Source organism: Nocardia sp. NPDC049526, from assembly GCF_044465765.1.
Classification (GTDB): Bacteria; Actinomycetota; Actinomycetes; order Mycobacteriales; family Mycobacteriaceae; genus Nocardia.
In genome coordinates, this window is sequence record NZ_JBITMA010000009.1 from 127,718 (window position 1) to 146,850 (window position 19,133).

At 67.2% G+C, this 19,133-nt stretch carries 15 protein-coding genes; 13 read left to right on the forward strand and 2 right to left on the reverse strand.

The window, feature by feature from the left end:
- Nucleotides 1-4: 4 nt before the first annotated feature.
- The 9 genes from ACIBW7_RS27285 (at nucleotide 5) to ACIBW7_RS27325 (ending at nucleotide 10,788) form a co-directional block, all read left to right on the forward strand.
- Complete coding sequence (locus tag ACIBW7_RS27285) at nucleotides 5-1,132, forward strand: LLM class flavin-dependent oxidoreductase (protein WP_397051043.1); 1,128 nt, start codon at nucleotides 5-7, stop codon at nucleotides 1,130-1,132.
- Complete coding sequence (locus ACIBW7_RS27290; protein ID WP_397051045.1) at nucleotides 1,129-2,748, forward strand: ABC transporter substrate-binding protein; 1,620 nt, start codon at nucleotides 1,129-1,131, stop codon at nucleotides 2,746-2,748. Before ACIBW7_RS27285 ends, ACIBW7_RS27290 begins: the two co-directional genes overlap by 4 nt.
- A 2-nt stretch (nucleotides 2,749-2,750) precedes the next feature.
- Nucleotides 2,751-3,755 carry an ABC transporter permease gene (locus tag ACIBW7_RS27295; protein WP_397051047.1) on the forward strand — a complete coding sequence of 335 codons (1,005 nt, stop codon included), beginning with the start codon at nucleotides 2,751-2,753 and terminating at the stop codon, nucleotides 3,753-3,755.
- An 89-nt stretch (nucleotides 3,756-3,844) separates the two neighbouring features.
- On the forward strand, nucleotides 3,845-4,717 hold the full coding sequence (locus ACIBW7_RS27300; RefSeq protein ID WP_397051049.1) for an ABC transporter permease: 873 nt from the start codon (nucleotides 3,845-3,847) through the stop codon (nucleotides 4,715-4,717).
- Entirely contained in the window at nucleotides 4,714-6,408 is a 1,695-nt protein-coding gene (locus tag ACIBW7_RS27305; RefSeq protein WP_397051052.1) for a dipeptide ABC transporter ATP-binding protein, read from the forward strand. The genes ACIBW7_RS27300 and ACIBW7_RS27305 overlap by 4 nt, the downstream gene beginning before the upstream one ends.
- A 61-nt stretch (nucleotides 6,409-6,469) precedes the next feature.
- Entirely contained in the window at nucleotides 6,470-7,276 is an 807-nt protein-coding gene (locus tag ACIBW7_RS27310) for a DUF1684 domain-containing protein (RefSeq protein WP_397051054.1), read from the forward strand.
- On the forward strand, nucleotides 7,273-8,424 hold the full coding sequence (locus tag ACIBW7_RS27315; protein ID WP_397051056.1) for an LLM class flavin-dependent oxidoreductase: 1,152 nt from the start codon (nucleotides 7,273-7,275) through the stop codon (nucleotides 8,422-8,424). Before ACIBW7_RS27310 ends, ACIBW7_RS27315 begins: the two co-directional genes overlap by 4 nt.
- An 894-nt stretch (nucleotides 8,425-9,318) precedes the next feature.
- Complete coding sequence (locus ACIBW7_RS27320; protein ID WP_397051058.1) at nucleotides 9,319-9,777, forward strand: SRPBCC family protein; 459 nt, start codon at nucleotides 9,319-9,321, stop codon at nucleotides 9,775-9,777.
- 435 nt (nucleotides 9,778-10,212) lie between these two features.
- Nucleotides 10,213-10,788, forward strand: a complete 576-nt coding sequence (locus ACIBW7_RS27325; protein ID WP_397051060.1) for a nuclear transport factor 2 family protein — start codon at nucleotides 10,213-10,215, stop codon at nucleotides 10,786-10,788.
- A gap of 552 nt (nucleotides 10,789-11,340) precedes the next feature.
- Here ACIBW7_RS27325 and ACIBW7_RS27330 read toward each other — a convergent pair.
- Nucleotides 11,341-12,396 carry a methylenetetrahydrofolate reductase gene (locus ACIBW7_RS27330; RefSeq protein WP_397051062.1) on the reverse strand — a complete coding sequence of 352 codons (1,056 nt, stop codon included), beginning with the start codon at nucleotides 12,394-12,396 and terminating at the stop codon, nucleotides 11,341-11,343.
- Between the two features lie 177 nt (nucleotides 12,397-12,573).
- Here ACIBW7_RS27330 and ACIBW7_RS27335 point away from each other — a divergent pair, with 177 nt between their 5' ends.
- The 4 genes from ACIBW7_RS27335 to ACIBW7_RS27350 all read left to right on the forward strand — a co-directional run bounded on the left by ACIBW7_RS27335 (nucleotide 12,574) and on the right by ACIBW7_RS27350 (nucleotide 18,042).
- Nucleotides 12,574-13,716 carry a polyprenyl synthetase family protein gene (locus ACIBW7_RS27335; protein WP_397051064.1) on the forward strand — a complete coding sequence of 381 codons (1,143 nt, stop codon included), beginning with the start codon at nucleotides 12,574-12,576 and terminating at the stop codon, nucleotides 13,714-13,716.
- Between the two features lie 24 nt (nucleotides 13,717-13,740).
- Nucleotides 13,741-15,324, forward strand: a complete 1,584-nt coding sequence (crtI, locus tag ACIBW7_RS27340; RefSeq protein WP_397051066.1) for a phytoene desaturase family protein — start codon at nucleotides 13,741-13,743, stop codon at nucleotides 15,322-15,324.
- A 64-nt stretch (nucleotides 15,325-15,388) separates the two neighbouring features.
- Complete coding sequence (locus ACIBW7_RS27345) at nucleotides 15,389-17,107, forward strand: alpha-(1->6)-mannopyranosyltransferase A (protein ID WP_397051068.1); 1,719 nt, start codon at nucleotides 15,389-15,391, stop codon at nucleotides 17,105-17,107.
- Nucleotides 17,104-18,042, forward strand: coding sequence for a phytoene/squalene synthase family protein (locus tag ACIBW7_RS27350; RefSeq protein ID WP_397051070.1), 939 nt, complete (start codon nucleotides 17,104-17,106; stop codon nucleotides 18,040-18,042). Before ACIBW7_RS27345 ends, ACIBW7_RS27350 begins: the two co-directional genes overlap by 4 nt.
- A 231-nt stretch (nucleotides 18,043-18,273) precedes the next feature.
- On the opposite strand, the gene ACIBW7_RS27355 is transcribed toward ACIBW7_RS27350, so the two are convergent.
- Nucleotides 18,274-18,642 (reverse strand): Rv2175c family DNA-binding protein, encoded by a 369-nt coding sequence (locus ACIBW7_RS27355; RefSeq protein ID WP_040688576.1) that lies wholly within the window; start codon nucleotides 18,640-18,642, stop codon nucleotides 18,274-18,276.
- Nucleotides 18,643-19,133 lie beyond the last annotated feature (491 nt).

A 19,133-nucleotide genomic window follows, 5' to 3' on the forward strand; every position in this document is an offset into this window, starting at 1 on the left:
TCGCATGAAGTTCCTGCTCTTCACCCTCGTCTCCCGGGTACCGGATCCGAATACCGGTCGGTTACCCGAGACCAGGGAGCGACTCCTCGATGTCATCGGCCAAGCCCGCACCGCCGAGGAACTCGGCTACGACGGGTTCGCCGTCGGCGAGCGGCACGAGGATCCGTTCCTCTCGGCCGCACCGCCGGTGATCCTGTCCCATATCGCCGCGGTCACCTCGCGGATCAGTCTGTTCACCGCCGTCACCACGCTGAGTCTGTTGGATCCGGTGCGCGCGTTCGAGGACTATTCGACGCTGGACAATCTCTCCGGCGGCCGCCTCGAACTGATCATCGGCAAGGGCAACGGCGCGGCCCAGGCGAAGTTGTACCACGTCACCACCGAGGACCAGTGGGATCGCAATCGCGAAGGCTACGAACTGTTCCGGGCGCTGTGGGACAGCGACACCGTGACCTGGTCGGGCCGATTCCGTCCGGAACTGGTCGAGGCCAAGGCGTTACCGCGCCCCTGGCAGCCGCGGATCCGCATCTGGCATGGCAGCGCCACCAGCCGCGATTCGGTGGAACTCGCCGCGCGTCACGGTGACCCGCTGTTCTCCGCGAATGTCACCAATCCGATCGAACCGTATGCCGAACTGGTGCGCCACTATCGGGAGCGCTGGGAGCACTACGGGCACGATCCGGCCGACGCCCTGGTGGGCGCGGGCACCGCGGGATTTCATGTGGCGCGCACGTCACAGCAGGCCCTCGATGTCTATCGCCCGCTCTTCGAGGCTCGACTGGCATTGGCGCGCAAGCTCGGGCTGCCCATCGTCTTCGAGACGCTCGACGATTTCGTCGCGCGCAGTTCGGCGCTGGTCGGCAGCCCGGAGCAGGTGATCGACAAGGTTGGTCGTCAGCACGAGGCCTTCGGGCACGAGGTGATCCACCTGTCTGCCGAACGCGACGGCCGCACCGAATCGCAACATCGCGCCGGCCTCGAACTCTTCCAGGCCGAGGTCGCACCCGAACTACGCCGACGCATTCCGAGCCGACCACTGGCCACCGCCCCCAACACCGCACGTCCCACCGACTACGACATCGATTCCCGCGGCGAACTCGTCCGCACCGAAACATCTGGAGTACCACAGTGATCCGTCCCCGCCACCGACTCGCGGCCGTGGCCGCCGCCGTCACCGCGGCCGCGAGTCTCGCCGCCTGCGGCAGTGATTCGGCCACCGGCGGCGCTGACGCGGGCCCACCGCAGCCGGGCGGCGCACTGCGCTATGGCCTTTCGCAGGCGCCGACCTGCTCGGATCCGGCGCAGTCCGGCACCAATCAGACGCTGTACGTGACCCGCCAGATCGTGGATTCGCTGACCGATCAGGATCCGAAGACCGGTGAGATCAAGCCGTGGCTGGCCAAGAACTGGGAGATCTCCCCCGACGCCAAGGTGTTCACCTTCCACCTCGCCGACGGCGTCACCTTCAGCGATGGCACCCCGCTCACCGCGGATTCGGTGCGCAACACCTTCGATTCGGTGATCAAACTCGGCGCGGCCAAGACCCCGCTCGGCTCCAGTTACCTCACCAACTACGTCGGCACCACCGCGGTCGACAAGCTCACGGCGCGGGTCGAATTCAACAAGCCCAATGCCCAGTTCCTGCAGGCATCCTCGACCGCGCAGCTCGGCATTCAGGGCGATGCCACCACGGCCAAGCCTGCCGATCAGCGCTGCCTGGGCGACAATGTCGGCAGCGGTCCGTTCACCTATGTGTCTTGGCGCCAGGATGCCTCGGCGACCCTGGCCAAGCGCGCCGGATACCGCTGGGGTTCGGCGGTCTTCGCCCATCAGGGTGAGGCGTATCTGGACAAGATCGAGTTCACGGTCGTGCCCGAATCCGGTGTTCGCACCGGCAGTCTCATCTCCGGCCAGCTCGACGCCGTCAGCGACGCACTGCCGCAGGACGCACCGCAGATCGAGGCCGCAAGCGGGCAGGTGCTGAGCACCGCGAATCCCGGTGTGCCGTTCGGCTTCCAGACCAATGTCACCCGCGGGCCGCTGCGCGATGCCGCGGTCCGCCAGGCGCTGCTGCCCGCGATCGACCGGAAACAGCTGGTGGACACCGTACTCGGCCCGCAGTTCAAACCCGCCACCAGCACCTTGGCCAGCAGTACGCCCGGCTACCAGGATCTTTCGGCCCGGCTGAGCTACGACCCGGCCAAGGCGCGCAGCATCCTGGACCAGGCGGGCTGGACGCCAGGTGGTGATGGTATCCGCGCGAAGAATGGTGAGCGCCTGTCCTTCTCGGTGCTCTTCAGTCAGGCGTTCGCGGGCAATCAGGCCATCCTGGAGCTGGTGCAGCAGCAGCTGCGTCAGGTGGGCGTCGAGCTGAAGCTCGATCTGGTGTCGGGCCCGGAGAGCACGGCTCGACAGAACGTCAAGGATTTCGACACCACCTACTACAACACCACCCGCGCCGACGGCGACATTCTGCGCACCTCCTTCAGTGTCGATGGCCGCAATCTCAATGCCCGCGACCGCATCCCGGCACTGGACGATGTGCTCGACGGTCAACTCAGTGCCTCGAATACCGCCGCACGCACCGCACTGATCCGCTCCGCGCAACAGGCAGTACTCGATGCGGGGCTGTGGATTCCGACGGTCGAACTGTCGCAGGCCATCGGTGCGGCACAGAGCGTGCAGGATCTGAAGTTCGAGGCCTCCGCGCGGCTGCAGTTCTTCGATACCTGGTTGAGCGGGCGGTAGTCATGGCTCGGTATGTGGTTGTGCGGGTCCTGCAGGCGATATGGGTACTGTGGGCGGCCTTCACCATTTCGTTCGTGGTGCTCTACCTGCTGCCCGCCGACCCGGTCTCCATCGCGGCCGACGGCGCGGGTGCCGGCACCCCGATCGACAAGGCCGCGATCGCCGAACTGCAGGCGCGCTACGGACTGGATCGTCCGCTCTGGGAACAGTATTGGACCGCGCTGACCCACGCGCTGACCGGCGACCTCGGCCACTCCATCGCCACCGGCCAGCCGGTCACCAGCGCACTGGGTGACGCACTGCCGAATACACTCGGATTGGCAGGTCTGGCACTGCTCTTCGCGGTGCTCGGCGGGGTGAGCGTGGCCTTCGCGGCGACCTATGTCCGCCGCCCGTGGTTGCGCGACGCGCTCAGCTCACTGCCCTCGCTCGGGGTTTCGGTGCCGACATTCTGGACCGGACTGCTACTGCTGCAGCTCTTCTCGTTCCACTGGCGGCTCGCTCCGGCCTTCGGCGGACACGGTTTCAAGGGCACGGTGCTGCCCGCACTCACCCTCGCCATCCCGATCGGTGCGGTGCTGGCCCAAGTGCTCGCCGCCGGGCTGGCGTCGACCTGGCGTCAGCCGTTCGTCGATGTGGCACTGGCCAAGGGTGGCTCGCGTGGTTGGGTATTGCGCAGACATGTGCTGCGTCCGGCCAGCGTGCCGACGTTCACCATTGCCGGGGTGCTGGTCGGCAATATGCTCGCCGGTTCTGTGGTGGTGGAGACCGTTTTCGCCCGGCAGGGCGTGGGTCGACTGACCCAGACCTCGGTACTGGCCCAGGACATTCCGGTGGTGCAGGGCATCGTGCTGCTCACCTCGACGGTCTTCGTCACCGTGAATCTGGCGGTGGATCTGCTGTATCCGCTGCTCGATCCGCGCATCGCCGGTCGATCCCGCCGTGCGACAACCGATTCCGAGACCGCCTCGATCGATCCCGCCGAGGAGGTGGTTGTCCGTGCCTGAGCCACTCGTCGCCCACGCTGGCGCCACGCCCGGCTCTCGCGTCAGCGGCATCGCGCCGTGGCCTGACCGTCGACAGCGGGTGACCGATCATGGTTGATGTCGCCGATGAGGCGCGGCGGATCGCGCTACCCGGACTCCACCGACCGGCCCTGCGATGGAAGTCGCTGCGCGGCAATATTGTAGTGATCCTGTCCGGCGCCGTCGCGGTGCTGGCGCTCGGCTGGGCGCTGTTCCCTTCGGTTTTCGCCAGCGGTGATCCGCTGAGCGGTGTGCCCGCACAGAAATTCCAGGGCCCGAGTGCCCGACACTGGTTCGGCACCGACAATCTCGGGCGCGACCTGTACACCCGGATGGTGCACGGCGCGGGACTCTCGCTCACCGCCACCCTCTCCGCGGTCGCCATCGCCCTGATCGCCGGGTCGATACTCGGGCTGCTGTCGGGATCGCTCGGCGGCTTCGTCGACACCGTCATCATGCGGTTCGTCGATGTGCTGCTGTCGATTCCGTCGCTGCTGCTATCGCTCGCGCTGGTCACCGCGCTGGGCTTCGGTACCCGCAATGTGGCCGTCGCGGTGGGTGTTTCGCTGATCGCCAATTTCGCACGGGTCATGCGCTCAGAGGTGCTTCGGGTGCGGCAGGCGCCGTATGTGGAGGCGGCACACGCTTGCGGGGTCCGCTGGTACACGGTGCTGGCCCGGCATGTCCTACCGAACTCGTATCAGCCGGTAATCGCCCTGGCCGCAGTCGAATTCGGGATGGCGGTGCTCTCGGTCTCGGCGCTGAGCTTCCTCGGCTACGGCGCGAAACCCCCCACCCCCGAATGGGGCTCACTGATATCGGAGGGACGCAATTTCCTCGCCACGGCTTGGTGGATGACCACCCTGCCCGGCCTGGTGATCATCGTCGTCGTCCTCTCGGCCCAACGCCTCGGCCGCGCCGTAGGAAGGAGTCACAGCGCATGAGTGAGTGCATTACGTCCGCCGATCCGACGGACGGCACGCCACATATCCGCGACGTCACAAATGGACCGGATGGGTCGGCAGCAGCGCTGTTGCGCATCGATGGCCTGCACGTGCGCTACGCCTCCGACAGTGGCGATGTCGCCGCACTCAGAGGCGTATCCCTCACCGTCGCCCGTGGCGAGGTCGTCGCGCTGGTCGGCGAATCCGGTTCCGGCAAGTCGACTCTCGCGCAATCGGTGATCGGGTTGCTCGGGCCCAATGCCGAGATCACCGGCGGGACCATCACCTTCGACGGAGAGACGGTGGATACCGGATCCGAGCGGGCGCTGCGGCGGATTCGCGGTGCACGGATCGGATTCGTACCGCAAGATCCGGGACTGTCGCTGAATCCGGTGCGACGCGTGGGTGATCAGGTCGCCGAGGCGCTGCTCGTGCACGGACTCGCCGATCGCCGCGATGCGACCGCACGGGCGATCGAATTGCTCGCCGATGCGGGACTGGACCTGCCGGAGTTACGGGTGGCGCAATATCCGCACGAACTGTCCGGCGGCCAGCGGCAGCGGGTGCTGATCGCGGCGGCGCTCATCGCCGGACCGGAACTGGTGATCGCCGATGAGCCGACCAGTGCGCTCGACGCCACGGTGGCGCGGCGGGTGCTCGACAAACTCGCCGCGCAGACGGCGGCACGCGGCACGGCGGTGCTGCTGATCACCCACGATCTGGCGATCGCGGCCGAGCGGGCCGATCGGATCGTGGTGCTGAGCGGCGGGGAAATCGTAGAAACCGGGCCGACCGCGACGGTGCTCGCCGAACCGCGTCATCCGTACACGAAGCGATTGCTCGCCGCCTCGCCGAGTCTGGCCCCGTTCGACGGGTTCCGCACGCCGCGGGTGAGCTCCGGTCCGCCGCTGCTCACGGTGCGGGATGTGCACAAGCGGTTCCGCGCACCGGCCGGTGGTTCGGTCACCGCGGTGGCGGGTGTCGGATTCGAACTCGGTCGCGGCGAAACCCTGTCGCTCGTCGGCGAATCCGGCTCCGGCAAGTCCACCACCGCGCGAATCGCCTTGCGGCTCACCGAACCCGATAGCGGCGCGATCACGTTCGACGGGCAAGACCTGACCGCTGTGAAAGGTGGCCGGCTGCGCGACCTGCGCCAGCGCTTCCAGGTGGTCTACCAAAATCCCTACGGCTCACTGGATCCGCGCTGGCGGGTCGGCTCGATCGTCGAGGAACCGCTGCGGGCCTATGCCGTCGGCGACCGCAAGGCCAGGCAGGAGCGGGTACGTGAACTGCTGAGCCAGGTCGCGCTGCCGGAGAACTTCGCCCAGCGTCGCCCAGCGGAACTGTCCGGCGGACAACGCCAACGCGTGGCCATCGCCCGCGCCCTCGCCCTGAACCCCGAGCTGCTCGTACTCGACGAACCGGTCTCGGCACTCGACGCCTCGGTCCAGGCCCAGATCCTGGAACTACTGGACCGCCTGCAAAGCGAACTCGGACTGAGCTACCTGTTCATCTCGCACGACCTCGCCGTGGTCCGCCGCATCAGCGACCGCGTCGCGGTCATGCGCGATGGACGCATTGTCGAATCCGGCTCCACCGCCGACATTTTCGACAACCCACAGCACGAGTACACCCGAGAACTGCTGTCGGCCATTCCCACACCGCACGTCACCGCACCAGGGGCGGCCTGATGACCGGCACCCGACTACGCCATTCCCATCGCAACCGCACACTCGAAGGAGTCAGAGCGTCATGACGACCAGCATCACCAGTCTTTTCGAAACCGAGTGGGCGCATTGGCATCACGCCAGGGAAGAGCAGTTGCGCGATCCGCTCGGGTTCCTGAGCCTGACCGGATTGCATTGGCTCACCGACCAACCCGAGCGCATCCCCGATGTTCCCGGCACCTGGTGGGTCACCGACGACAAGGTGTTCATCACCGCCCAGCCCGCCGACCGCCTGCGGTTCGAGGGCACCGACATCGCGGGCGTACAGATCGTCACACCGGCCGAAGGCGCGCCGGGACTCCACGTGCTGCACGAGAATCGGGTCCTCGAGGTGATTCGCCGCAGCGGCCGCTACGCCGTACGCGTGCACGACCCGGCCGCACCCACATTGCTGCGCTACGAGGGCATCCCGACCTATGCCCCTGACCAGCACTGGGTGGTCGAGGGTCGCTTCGAACCGTTCGACGAACCGCGCACGATCACCACCGGCGCCGTCATCGACGGACTCGAGCATCACCACACCGCCTCGGGCACCATCGAATTCAGCATCGGCGAGGTCACCGAGCGCGTCATCGCCTTCGGCGAACCGTCCAGCCTGCGGGTGCTGTTCACCGACGCCACCAGCGGCGTCACCACCTACCCGGCGGCCCGCTCGCTGGCCGTCGAGGCACCCGATGCCGATGGGACCGTGCGTCTCGATTTCAACCGGGCGGCCAATCTGCCCTGCGCCTTCACCGATTTCGCCACCTGCCCGCTGGCTCCCGCGGAAAACCGGCTGCGGGTGGCCATCGAAGCGGGCGAACAGCATCCGCGCCTAGGACGGTCCGCATGACGATCCCGCTTTCCATCCTCGATCTGGCCCCGATCAGCGCCGGATCCACCGCACAGCAGGCCCTGCGCAACACCATCGATCTGGCCCAGCACGCCGAGCAGTGGGGGTACCGCCGCTACTGGCTGGCCGAACATCATTTCGTCTCGGTGGCGAGTTCCTCCTCCATCACACTGATCGGCCTGGTCGCCGCGGCCACCACCCGGATTCGCGTCGGCTCCGCGGCGGTTCAGGTGGGCCACCACACCTCGGCATCTATCGTCGAGGCGTTCGGCACCATCGACGCCCTCTACCCGGGACGGCTCGACCTGGGCCTGGGCCGATCAGGCCATCGGCGCACCCAGTTCGGCGCACAGCCCGCGCATCCGAAGGGCGGTCACCCGGTCGTCGATACCGTGACCGGGCGCACCGAGGTCCGCGACGGCGTGGTGGTTCCGCCGCCGTTCGATCCCGGACGGATCACCGACAGGTCCAGGTTCATCGCGTCGCTCGGCGCACTGCAACAGCAGGGCGCGCAGGCACCGGACTTCCCGGACCAGGTCGACGAGGTGCGCGCCCTGCTCAACGGGACCTACAAGAGCGCCGAAGGCATTGCGCTGCACGCGGTCCCGGGTGAGGGCGCACAGGTCGAGCTGTGGTTGTTCGGCAGTACGGCCAGCGAAAGCGCCGAATTGGCAGGCAAACTCGGTCTGCCCTTCGCCGCGGCCTATCACGTCTCCCCGGGCACCGCCCTGGATGCGGTCGCGGCCTATCGAGCGGCCTTCCGCCCCTCGGCCGACCTCGCCGAGCCGTATGTGGTGATCTCCGCGGACGTGGTCGTCGCCCCCGACGACGCGCGCGCCCAACATCTGGCCGCTACCTACGGTCACTGGGTGCACAGCATCCGCAGCGGTGCGGGCGCCGCCGACTACCTCGATCCGGATACCGCCACCCCGCTGACACCGGAGCAGCGCCGACTGGTCGACGACCGCCTTGCCACCCAATTCGTCGGCAGCCCGCGCACCGTCGTCGAACGCCTGCAGGCCCTACAGCGAGTCACCGGCGCGAACGAACTCCTCGTCACCAGCATCACCCACCGCCACGAGGACCGCCTCGAATCCCACCGCCTCCTCGCCGATACCTGGGGCCTACGAGCGGCCCGCGCCGCCTGAACCAACGCCGAGGGGAGTCGAATGGTCGCTCCTGACTGCCTGCTGCTAGAGCCGCCATTCGACTACCTCGGTGATTTCTTCTCGACTGCTGAGGAAGCACGCGGCATGGAGATGCCTGCGCAACAACTGGTTTCGCAAGAGCATGGGCAACTCCATGTACGCACATCGCACTTGCTTGCGATTGGCATCGTTGTCAAGAGCGGACGGGGTTGGAGGTAGTTGGTGGATCTCTGCTAGGCCAATCCTGGACCGGGTGGCACTTGGTCGGGATCGAATCCCATCCCGATGTCGATACCGTATCGCCAGGACCACTGGACGTCAGTGAGTAACTCGGCGCCCTGCCGTACGGCGGCCTCGAAGTCCAGCGGTACCGGTTGGTCGTGTCGGGCCGCGACCTCGGCGACATCGACTGCGAAGAACGCCCCGGGATCACTTGGGCTGCAACATAGTTCATCATCAATCCGAGCTGGCATGCGGTCGTGAACACCGGTCGTACATCTGGTGCCGGACGGCCTACTCGACGGCGTGGGGCGGGTTGTCGCGCGAGGGCTTCGGCCGATACCGTCGCTCACCCGGCTGCTCGCGGCGCTGGTGTATCCGTTGGGCTCGACGCCCATCAGCCGCTCGCCCGGCCGGCAACCGCCGTGACCTCTTCGTGACATTGGGGTGGGCAGCCTGGCCGTAGACGGGTAGCGTCCTGACCTGCGACAGCCCCCCGGCGGCAAAGGCGCCGCCGGGGGCTGTTGTCCAGTCCAGCGGGCTCCTCTCCTCCGCTGTTTCCGCAAGTGACCGGGCATGCGCAAAAGCGTGGCGCGACATGGCAGCGCAGACTTCTGACTTCGGTTTGATCGTCTACCGGGTGGAGCGTACGCATTCGTGCCACGATCGAATGCCATGCACTTCGAGATCACCGTCGATATCGACGCGAGCCCCGAAACGGTTTGGCGAATCCTCACGGACATCGAAACCTGGCCGGAATGGACTGAATCCATGCGCAGTGTGCGACGGCTGGACAGCGGCAAGTTCACCACAGGCAGCCGAGCCGAGGTCCGCCAGCCTCGGCTGCTCGCGACCATCTGGACAGTCACCGAACTGATCCCAGGCAGAAGTTTCACCTGGCGTGCGACAAGTCCGGGTGTCACCACTACCGCCAGCCATGAGGTGATCGACCGGACCGGTTTGGTGACCGTCCGCCTCGTCATCGACCAGGCAGGATCGCTCGCGCGGCTTTTCGGGCGGGCGACTGCGCGCCTTACCCGGCGCTACCTCGAGTTGGAATCCCACGGTTTGAAGCAGCGCGCCGAATCGGGACGAGAGGAACATCCTCTAGACGCGCGACCCAACGATCTATGAGGGGGACAGACCAAGTAAGCCCGAAAGCGGCAGGCCGCGGGTCAGCGACCCGTGTGCCATGACGGGTCGTGGTGGTGAGTGCTTGCTGGCCGCGCGGACGGGGCTGCTTCGGGTGTCGCAGGCCGGGGCGGCCGGATCCGACCGTGTCGCGGACAATCGCCGGGCTGGCCGCCGAGTCGACGCGGTGGATCGCATTGTCGAGCGCTCGGACTTCCGGCGTGATCGTCGCGGCGTTGACCGTCTGGGCGAACTGCTGGAGGTTCACGCGACCGCTTCCCAGGGCCAAGCCGTGGCCGAGGCGGCCGCTGTATTCGGCGTGCGTTTCGGCTTCGTCACGGGTGGTGAACTCGTGGACCGGTGGGACGCCGTTCGGATCAATCGCGGTCCACGGTCCGTTATCGTCGGGTACGGGCGATACAACTCGAAGAGGAGCGCATGTCAGAAACCGAGGATCGGGTTGCGATCGCGGACCTCATCGCGGCATGGATCCACCGAGACAATCACGATTCCGACAAGCTGGCCGCAACCTTCCACGACGACGCCACGATCTCGGTCTCCTGGTTCACCGGCACCGTGAATGACTTCCTCAGCGCGAACCCGCTGGGCACGGCCAACAGCATGCTCGGCAAACACTTCGTCGGCTATCCCTACATGACAGTCGGGAAAGATCGGGCTCTGGCGGAGACCAACGTGATGATCCCGTGCGACGGTGTTCAGGTCGGCTTCGGATGTACGGTGCACGCACGGTTCTTCGACAGGATCTCGCGTCGCGACGGTTTATGGCGCATCGAACAGCGCAACGCGATCTACGACGTCGCCGACATCACCTTCCCCGATGGCCCGGTCGAGATCGACCGCGACGCACTAGCCCATTATCCCAGGGAGTACGCCGCGTTCGCCTACTTTATGGACAAGTTAGGCGTGACCTTCACCGAGATACTCCCGACCCGTGGCAGTGAAAAGGAAGCCGCCATCAAAGAATCCGGACAGCAGTGGCTGAACGGAAACTGATCTCCTCACTTGGGCTCCAGCGGGCCACACCCCGAGGAACGCACGGCACCCGGTGGGAGGCAAACCAATTAGAGAGCCACACCAAAATTGACGGTGGGCAGCCGCGAGAGAGCACCCCACCGAGCACCTGAACCAGATCCTGGCCGGGATCTGATCCTGACACCAGTCTCTAACTAGCCGCATATCGGTCGTTCGGGAACGAAGCGTTCGCCCATCGACAGCACAACAACCTGTTCCGCTTCTGTTCCGAAGTCGGTGGTCCCACGACTGGCAACGCGGTGGTCCCAAAACAGGGGTGGCAAACGACAGAACGCGCCGCACCCATCCTCCGTCTTCCCCCTACACCCCGCCTCCTACGCTGGGCCCGGCCCGACCGGGCGAGACCAACACACCGCATCATTCAGCACCGCCCTACACACACGTCGGCCGGATTCTTGACGACTAGATGGCAATTGGCCACAGAACGCACGGCACTGTCGGCCCAATGACCAGCGGCGATGCGTTTAGAGAGCACACTGGTAACTCGTCGGGTACGCCCAACACCCGACCCCTCTATCTAACTGTCGGCTGTGATGCCACAGGTGCGGCTCCCGCGACCGGCACAAGGCTCGGGAAACTGGGCGCGGCGGTTACGCCGTAGCCGAGGTTGGTGAGGACCTCACCGGTGGCCTTGGCGAAGTTCAGCGTGATGAAGTGCAGGCAGGGCGCGCCCTCATCGATGAGGCGCTGGCCCATTTCGGTGGCGATTTCGATGCCGACCTCGCGGACCGCGGCATTGTTCTCCACCGGTCCGTCACCGGCGGCCTTGCGCAGGCGCTCCATGACCGCGGGCGGCAGGGGACGTCCGCACAGTTCCTCGGCTCGTGCCACCGTGCGCAGCGAAGTGATGGGCATCAGCTCCGGAATGATCGGCTTCGCGCCCTCGATCGGGTCGAAGGCCGCGATGCGATCGCGCAGGCGCAGATAGTGCTCGACGTCGAAGAACATCTGGGTGATCGAATACTCCGCGCCCGCACGCAGTTTCGCGGCCAGGTACGCGGTGTCGTGCTCCAGATCCGGGGAGCGGTGGTGGCCCTGTGGGAACGAGGCGACGCCGACATGGAAGTCACCGAGGTCGCGCACGATGCGCACCAATTCCTCGGCGTAGGCCACACCATCGGGATGTTTGCGCCATTCGCCCAGCGGATCGCCTGGCGGGTCGCCGCGCAGCACGAGGATATTGCGAATGCCCGAATCGGCGTACGCGCCGACCAGTGAGCGCAGTTCGGCGACGCTGTGCTCGACGGCGGTCAGATGCGCGACCGGCAGCAAGGTGGTCTCCTCGGCCAGCGCGCCGGTGATCCGCACGGTGCGGTCGCGCGTGGTACCGCCGGCGCCGTAGGTCATCGAGACGAAGGCCGGATGCATGCGCTCGAAGGTGCGCGCCGCGCGCCACAGCCGCGCCTCGCCCGCGGCGTCACGCGGCGGATTGAACTCCACCGAGAAGGGCACCGACCCGCCGGAATGGGTCCGCAGACTCTGTACAACCGAGGGTGTTCCAGAGACGATCGGTGGCGTCGGGGACGGCCGGCCAGGGGTCGAACGTCCCCGCACGTTATCGAAAGTCACCGGTTCAGTGTAGTGGTGGGCCGTCACCGGGCCGTCAGGTCGTCGCAACCGTACGCGTATCCTGCGAGCAGGCGACACGCTCGCCATCGCCGGAACGACACGCGCGACGGTCACCGTCCGGCACCGAAGTACCTATAGCGCCCACGATCCACCGCGCGCACCAGCACCCGCACGACCTTGGAGGCTCCCCTGTCCGCCGGAACCGGTATCCAGACGCCTCACCCCACCCCGCCCGCGAACCACCCGCCGGGCACGCCCGGATTCGTCGCGGCGGTCGAGGACGCGCTCAAAGCCTTCTTCCTCACCCGACGACCCATCGTCGAACCGCTCGGTCCGGTCTTCGTCCAGGCGGCGGACGCGCTCGAACTGTTCGTGCTGCGCGGCGGTAAGCGCACCCGTCCGGCCTTCGCCTGGACCGGCTGGCTCGGCGCGGGCGGCGATCCCACCGGCCCGCACGCCGCCGCGGTCCTGAACGCCTGTGCCGCACTGGAATTGGTGCAGGCCTGCGCGCTGGTCCACGACGACATCATCGACTCCTCGCGCACCCGCCGCCGCTTCCCCACCGTGCACGTCGACTTCGAACAGCGCCACCGCGACCACGGCTGGGCCGGTGATGCCGAACATTTCGGCACCTCGGTCGCCATCCTGGTCGGCGATCTGGCGCTGGCCTGGGCCGATGACATGGTGCACAGCGCCGGACTCGACGCCGCCGCCCTCGGCCGCTTCGCACCGGTCTGGGCGCTGATGCGCACCGAGGTGCTCGGCGGGCAACTGCTCGATATCCACGGCGAATCGGCGGGTGACGAATCGGTCGCGGCGGCGCTGCGCATCAACCGCTACAAGACGGCGGCCTACACCGTGGAGCGCCCGCTGCACCTGGGTGCGGCACTCGCCGACGCCGATCCGCACCTGATCGAGGCCTACCGGACCTTCGGTACCGACATCGGCATCGCCTTCCAGCTGCGCGACGATCTGCTCGGCGTCTTCGGTGACCCCGCGGTCACCGGAAAGCCCTCCGGCGACGACCTGCGCGAGGGCAAGCGCACCGTCCTGGTCGCCGAGGCGCTGCAGCGCGCCGACGCCACCGACCCGGGCGCCGCCGACCTGCTGCGCACCAGCATCGGCACCGATCTGACTACGGACCAGGTCGAGCGGTTGCGCGCGGTGATCACCGAACTCGGCGCGGTCGACGAGGTGGAGCGCCGCATCACCGAACTCACCGAACAGGGCCTGGCCGCACTGGCCTCGAGTACCGCTACGCCCGATGCCAAGGAGCGATTGCGCGCCATGGCCCTGGCCGCGACGAGTCGCACGCACTAGCCGCGACCGCGCGAGGAGATCCACATGAAAACCGTTGCGGGACCGACCGATCGCGTCGTGGTGGTGGGCGCGGGCCTATCCGGCCTCGCCGCTGCCCTGTATCTGACCGGGGCCGGGCGCACCGTCACCCTGCTGGAACGGGCCGATCATCCCGGCGGCCGAGTCGGCTTCTACCGCGGCCCCGACTACGAAATCGACTCCGGCGCAACGGTACTCACCTTGCCGGAGCTGATCGCCGATGCCCTCGCCGCCGTCGGCGCTACCCCCGAAACCTGCACTCCGCCACTGCGCATCCACCAACTCGCCCCCAGCTATCACGCCCGCTTCGCCGACGATTCCACCATTCGCGTCTACGCCGATCCCGAGGCTATGGCCATCGAGGTGGCCCGTGTCTGCGGCGAGGACGAGGCACTGCGCTACCGACGGTTGCGCAGCTGGCTCGCGGAGATCTACCAGGCCGAATTCACCGAGTTCATGGATACGAACTTCGATTCGCCGCTCGATATGGTCCGCTACCCGGCCAAGCGCAGCGCGCTGGCCACACTCGTGCGTCTGGGCGGATTCGGCAGGCTCGGCCCGCGCGTCTCCCATTTCCTGCGCGATACCCGCCTGGCCCGACTGTTCACCTTCCAGGCGCTCTACGCGGGCATGGCCCCGGCGAAGGCACTGGCCGTATACGGTGCGATCCCGCATATGGATACCTCACTCGGCGTCTACTTCCCCGAGGGCGGTATGCGCGCCATCACCGCCGCACTCGCCGACGCCTTCACCGCGGCCGGCGGCGCACTCGAGCTGAACACCGAGGTCACCGGGATCGAATACACGGGCGGCCGGGCCAGGCAGGTCCGCACCGCGAACGGCCGCACCTTCGACTGCGACGCCGTGGTGCTCACCACCGACCTCGGCGCACTCGAGCGCTTCGGCGTGCGCCGTCGTCGTCGCCTGCGCGCCGCACCGTCCGCCGTCGTCGCACACGGCACCATCCCCGCCGCGATCGCCCAGACCTGGCCGATCCAGGCCCACCACACCATCGATTTCGGCGACGCCTGGGACCGAACCTTCGACGAGATCGCCGCCCGACCCGGCCGCGGGCGCCTGATGAGCGACCCGTCATTGCTGCTCACCCGGCCCGCGCTGACCGATCCGACGCTCTACATCGACCGCGCCGACGGCAGGCACGAGCCGTTCTCGCTGCTCGCCCCCTGCCCCAACCTCGACGCCGCACCGCTGAACTGGGACCGACTCGGCCCCTCATACCTGCGTGAACTCCTGAATGTGTTGGAAGAACGCGGATATCACGGCATCGCCGCACACTTCACTGTCGATCATCTCGACACACCCGGCACCTGGCGCGATCAGGGCATGCTTGCGGGCACACCCTTCTCCGCCGCCCATCTGTTCCGGCAAACCGGCCCATTTCGTCCGCGCAATTTTTCCGGCGACAGCGACAACGTGGTTATCGCCGGTTGTGGCACCACTCCGGGCGTCGGCGTGCCGACCACCTTGCTGTCCGGAAAACTGGCGGCAAACCGAATTATCGGCACCGCGCGACCCACTCGAGATGAATCCCCACGCACCAGCGGGATAGTGTTCCCGGCGAGCCGATAAACTGACGGCCGACCTATTCGCCTGCGGTTGCGACCGCCGACCACTCCGGGGGGACCGACACCACATGCATCCCCCTGAGACGACAGCCCCCGCGCCCACCGACAACTCGATCACCGCGACCGAAGACGAGGCACGTCCGTCGATCGCCCCGGCGCGCCAGGCACCCCCTGCCGTCGGCGATCACGGGCTCCGGGTCTGGCTGCGGACCACCGCCGACTTCGCCCGCAGCCCCGAGGGACATTCGGCGCTGCTCGGTTTCTTCGGGGCGCTGATGATCACCTTCGGCGGATTCGGCGCGGGCAGCGTCCGCAAGCGCGATCCGCTGCTCGAGGCGATGCATCTGTCCTGGCTGCGATTCGGGCACGGCTATGTGCTGTCCACCATGGTCATCTGGGTCGGTGTGCTGCTGATGATCACCGCGTGGGTGCGCCTGGGCCGCACCACGATCGGATTCGGCGACCGGCCCGACGCCGGGGTCACGCTGAACGAACTGCGCGCGATCGTCGGCATCTGGATCTTCCCGCTGCTGTTCGCGGTGCCGATGTTCAGCCGGGACGCGTATTCGTATCTGGCCCAGGGCGCACTGCTACGCGACGGCTTCGACCCATACGTCTCTCCGCCGGTCGCCAATCCCGGTGTGCTGCTGGACAATGTGAGCCCTGTCTGGACCACCACCACCGCGCCGTACGGTCCGATCTTCCTGCTGCTCGGCAATGCGATCACCGCGATCACCGGCGATAATGTGATCGCGGGCACCATCGCGCTGCGGCTGGTCATGCTGCCGGGACTGGCGTTGATGATGTGGGCGGTGCCGTATCTGACCAAACATCTCGGCGGTAAGCCGACGGTCGCGTTGTGGCTGGCGGTGCTCAACCCGCTGGTGCTGATCCACCTCATCGGCGGTGTGCACAACGAAATGCTCATGGTCGGGCTCATGTGCGCGGGTATCGCACTGGTACTGGAGCGCCATCATGTGGCGGGCATCGTGGTCGTCGCCATCGGCGTCGCCATCAAGGCGACCGCCGGTGTCGCACTTCCGTTCCTGGTGTGGATCTGGATGCTGCACGAACGTGAACGCCGAGCACTGCAACGCGCCGCACAATCACCGGGCGCGACCCAACACGTCGAAAGCGAGGCCGAACCCGCGCGACCGAGCGCGGAAGTGCCGCATCCGGCACTGATGTTCGCCAAGATCGCCGGACTCGGCTTGAGCGTGTTCGCGGTGGTCTTCGTGGCCGCCTCGGCCATCGCCGGGGTCGGCATCGGCTGGCTGACCGCGCTGTCGGGCTCGAAGAAGATCATCAACTGGCTCTCGTTGCCGACGATCATGGCGCATATGGTCCGCTGGGTGACGCCGTTCCAGATGGATCCGGTGCTCGCGGTGACCCGCGCACTCTGCGCACTGGCGCTGATCGCCGTGCTGGCGTGGACCTGGTGGCGGTTCCGGCACAGCGAGCGCGAGGCGGTCTTCGGCATCCTCATCGCCTTCGTCGCCATCGTCATCCTCTCGCCCGCCGCACTGCCCTGGTACTACTCCTGGCCGCTGGCGCTGGCCGCCGGGTTCGCGCTGTCCACCACCACGCTGATGGTGCTGGTCGGGCTGTGTACCTGGTTGATGCTGGTCTTCCAGCCGGACGGCTCGATCGGGCTCTACAGCTTCGGGCACGTGGCCGCCGCGACATTCGCGGCCGTGGTCGCGGCCCTGTCACTGCGGCGGGTCGACCCGTTGCGATTGCGTGCCACCCCACCGGAGAGCAATCCGGTCGCCGTCACCCGGTCATGATCGAGGCCGCGCTACCCACCCGCGGCTCGGAACTGGCCGCGGCATACCGCGTCTGCCGTGCGATCGCCGCCGAACACGGACGCACCTATTTCCTCGCCACCCGCCTGCTGTCCGCACCACGAAGACCCGCGGTGCACGCGCTGTACGCCTTCGCGCGAATGGTCGACGACATCGTCGATCACCCGACGCACGACGCCGAACACGGCCCCGCGGGCGAACTCGATCTGGTCGAGAAGCAACTGCGCGTCGCATTGGAACAGGCAACGCCTCCTACCGACCGGCGCACCCAGGTACTGGCCGCACTGGCCGACACCATCCAGCGCTACGACATTGCGCCCCAGCACTTCTGGACCTTCCTGGACTCCATGCGCATGGATGTGCCGGGAACCGCGCACTTCCGTGCCGACTACACCACCATGACCGAACTGCGCGACTACATGCGCGGTTCCGCGGCGGCGATCGGTCTGCAGCTGCTGCCGGTACTCGGCACGGTCGTCCCGGTAGGCGAGGCCGAACCCGCCGCCGCCGCGCTCGGCGAAGCCTTTCAGCTCACCAACTTCCTGCGCGATATCGCCGAGGATCTGGACCGGGGCCGGATCTACCTCCCCACCGACGAACTCGCGGCCTTCGGCGTGGAAGCGGACCTGCTGGCCCACTGCCACCGCATCGGCCACACCGACCAGCGGGTGCGCCGCGCCCTGGCCCACCTGATCGCGATCAACCGCGACCTCTACCGTTTCGCGAATCCTGGCATCGACCTACTCGACCCACGGGTGCGCCCCGCCATCCGCACCGCGAGCACGCTCTACTCCGGCATTCTCGATGAAATCGAACACTCCGACTACGCGGTGTTCGCGCGCCGCGCCGTGGTCCCGCGCCACCGACGTCTGCGTGTCGCGGCGATCGAGTTCACCTCCGCGGCCCTGCGGCACTGAGACTCGATCGCAACTGAGCCACTCACGTAGCCAGCACGGTGCGAGTCTTACGAGCGAGGAGTTCGCGGCCCGTCTCGCGTCCGAGTCGTCGAAGCGCATGCGCCGCAGGCGCGAGTCTCCATGGCTCGGACGCGAGGCCCACCCGTCGCCCGACCAACCACCCCTCATCGAATCGCGCCGCGATGCTCACATTCCGGGCCGCGAACACGCCGCGCCCGCGCGGCTGAAAATTCAGAAGGGCTCGGCTGCCGCACGGCGCAGGACCTCGCGCGCGAGCGGGCCGTGCAATGCGTCGACGGGCTTACCGGGCAGGCTCTCGTCGTCGGTGAAGATCCACTCCAGGATCTCCTCGTCGGTGTACTTGGCGTCTTTCATGACGGTGATCAGCCCCGGCAGCGACTTCACGATCGCGCCGGTATCGTCGAAGAATCGCTCGGGCACGCCGGCCACGCCATCGCGGCGCAGGGCGAGCAACTGGTGGTCGCGCAGCATCTGATGCACTCGGGTCACCACGAGCCCGAGCTTGTCGGCCACCTCGGGCAGCGGGATCACCGCCTCCGACTGGGGAAGAACATCGTCACTGCAAGGAAATGCACTCACCCGGATAACGGTAGACGGTCCCGCGCCGCGTAGCTCGAGACACCCTGGACCGTTCCCGCATGATTCGCCCCGACGAGTCCGCCCCTGCCAGCCACGAACCATCGGTTTGCACACACAAACCAACCACAACGGAGCGAGTCCTACGAGCGACCCGTTCGCGGCCCGTCTCACGTCCGAGCCGTCGAAGCGCATACGACACAGGCACAGGTCCGCCTGCCCGGCGCGCGCCCATCAAGCGCCGAGCAATCCACCATCAGCGACCACCACGGAGCGAGTCTTACGAGCAACCCGTTCGCGGCCCGTCTCACGTCCGAGCCGTCGAAGCGCATACGACACAGGCACAGGTCCGCCTGCCCGGCGCGCGCCCATCAGGCGCCGAGCAATCCACCATCAGCGACCACCACGGAGCGAGTCTTACGAGCGACCGTTCGCGGCCCGTCTCGCGTCCGAGTCGTCGAAGCGCATGCGACGAAGTCGCGAGTCTCGACGAC

Bases quoted from the DNA above. Each gene is read 5' to 3' on its own strand.
- ACIBW7_RS27285 (WP_397051043.1), top strand. From the start codon at position 5: ATGAAGTTCCTGCTCTTCACCCTCGTCTCCCGGGTACCGGATCCGAAT.
- ACIBW7_RS27295 (WP_397051047.1), top strand. From the start codon at position 2,751: ATGGCTCGGTATGTGGTTGTGCGGGTCCTGCAGGCGATATGGGTACTG.
- ACIBW7_RS27300 (WP_397051049.1), top strand. From the start codon at position 3,845: ATGGTTGATGTCGCCGATGAGGCGCGGCGGATCGCGCTACCCGGACTC.
- ACIBW7_RS27305 (WP_397051052.1), top strand. From the start codon at position 4,714: ATGAGTGAGTGCATTACGTCCGCCGATCCGACGGACGGCACGCCACAT.
- ACIBW7_RS27310 (WP_397051054.1), top strand. From the start codon at position 6,470: ATGACGACCAGCATCACCAGTCTTTTCGAAACCGAGTGGGCGCATTGG.
- ACIBW7_RS27315 (WP_397051056.1), top strand. From the start codon at position 7,273: ATGACGATCCCGCTTTCCATCCTCGATCTGGCCCCGATCAGCGCCGGA.
- ACIBW7_RS27320 (WP_397051058.1), top strand. From the start codon at position 9,319: ATGCACTTCGAGATCACCGTCGATATCGACGCGAGCCCCGAAACGGTT.
- ACIBW7_RS27325 (WP_397051060.1), top strand. From the start codon at position 10,213: ATGTCAGAAACCGAGGATCGGGTTGCGATCGCGGACCTCATCGCGGCA.
- crtI (WP_397051066.1), top strand. From the start codon at position 13,741: ATGAAAACCGTTGCGGGACCGACCGATCGCGTCGTGGTGGTGGGCGCG.
- ACIBW7_RS27345 (WP_397051068.1), top strand. From the start codon at position 15,389: ATGCATCCCCCTGAGACGACAGCCCCCGCGCCCACCGACAACTCGATC.
- ACIBW7_RS27350 (WP_397051070.1), top strand. From the start codon at position 17,104: ATGATCGAGGCCGCGCTACCCACCCGCGGCTCGGAACTGGCCGCGGCA.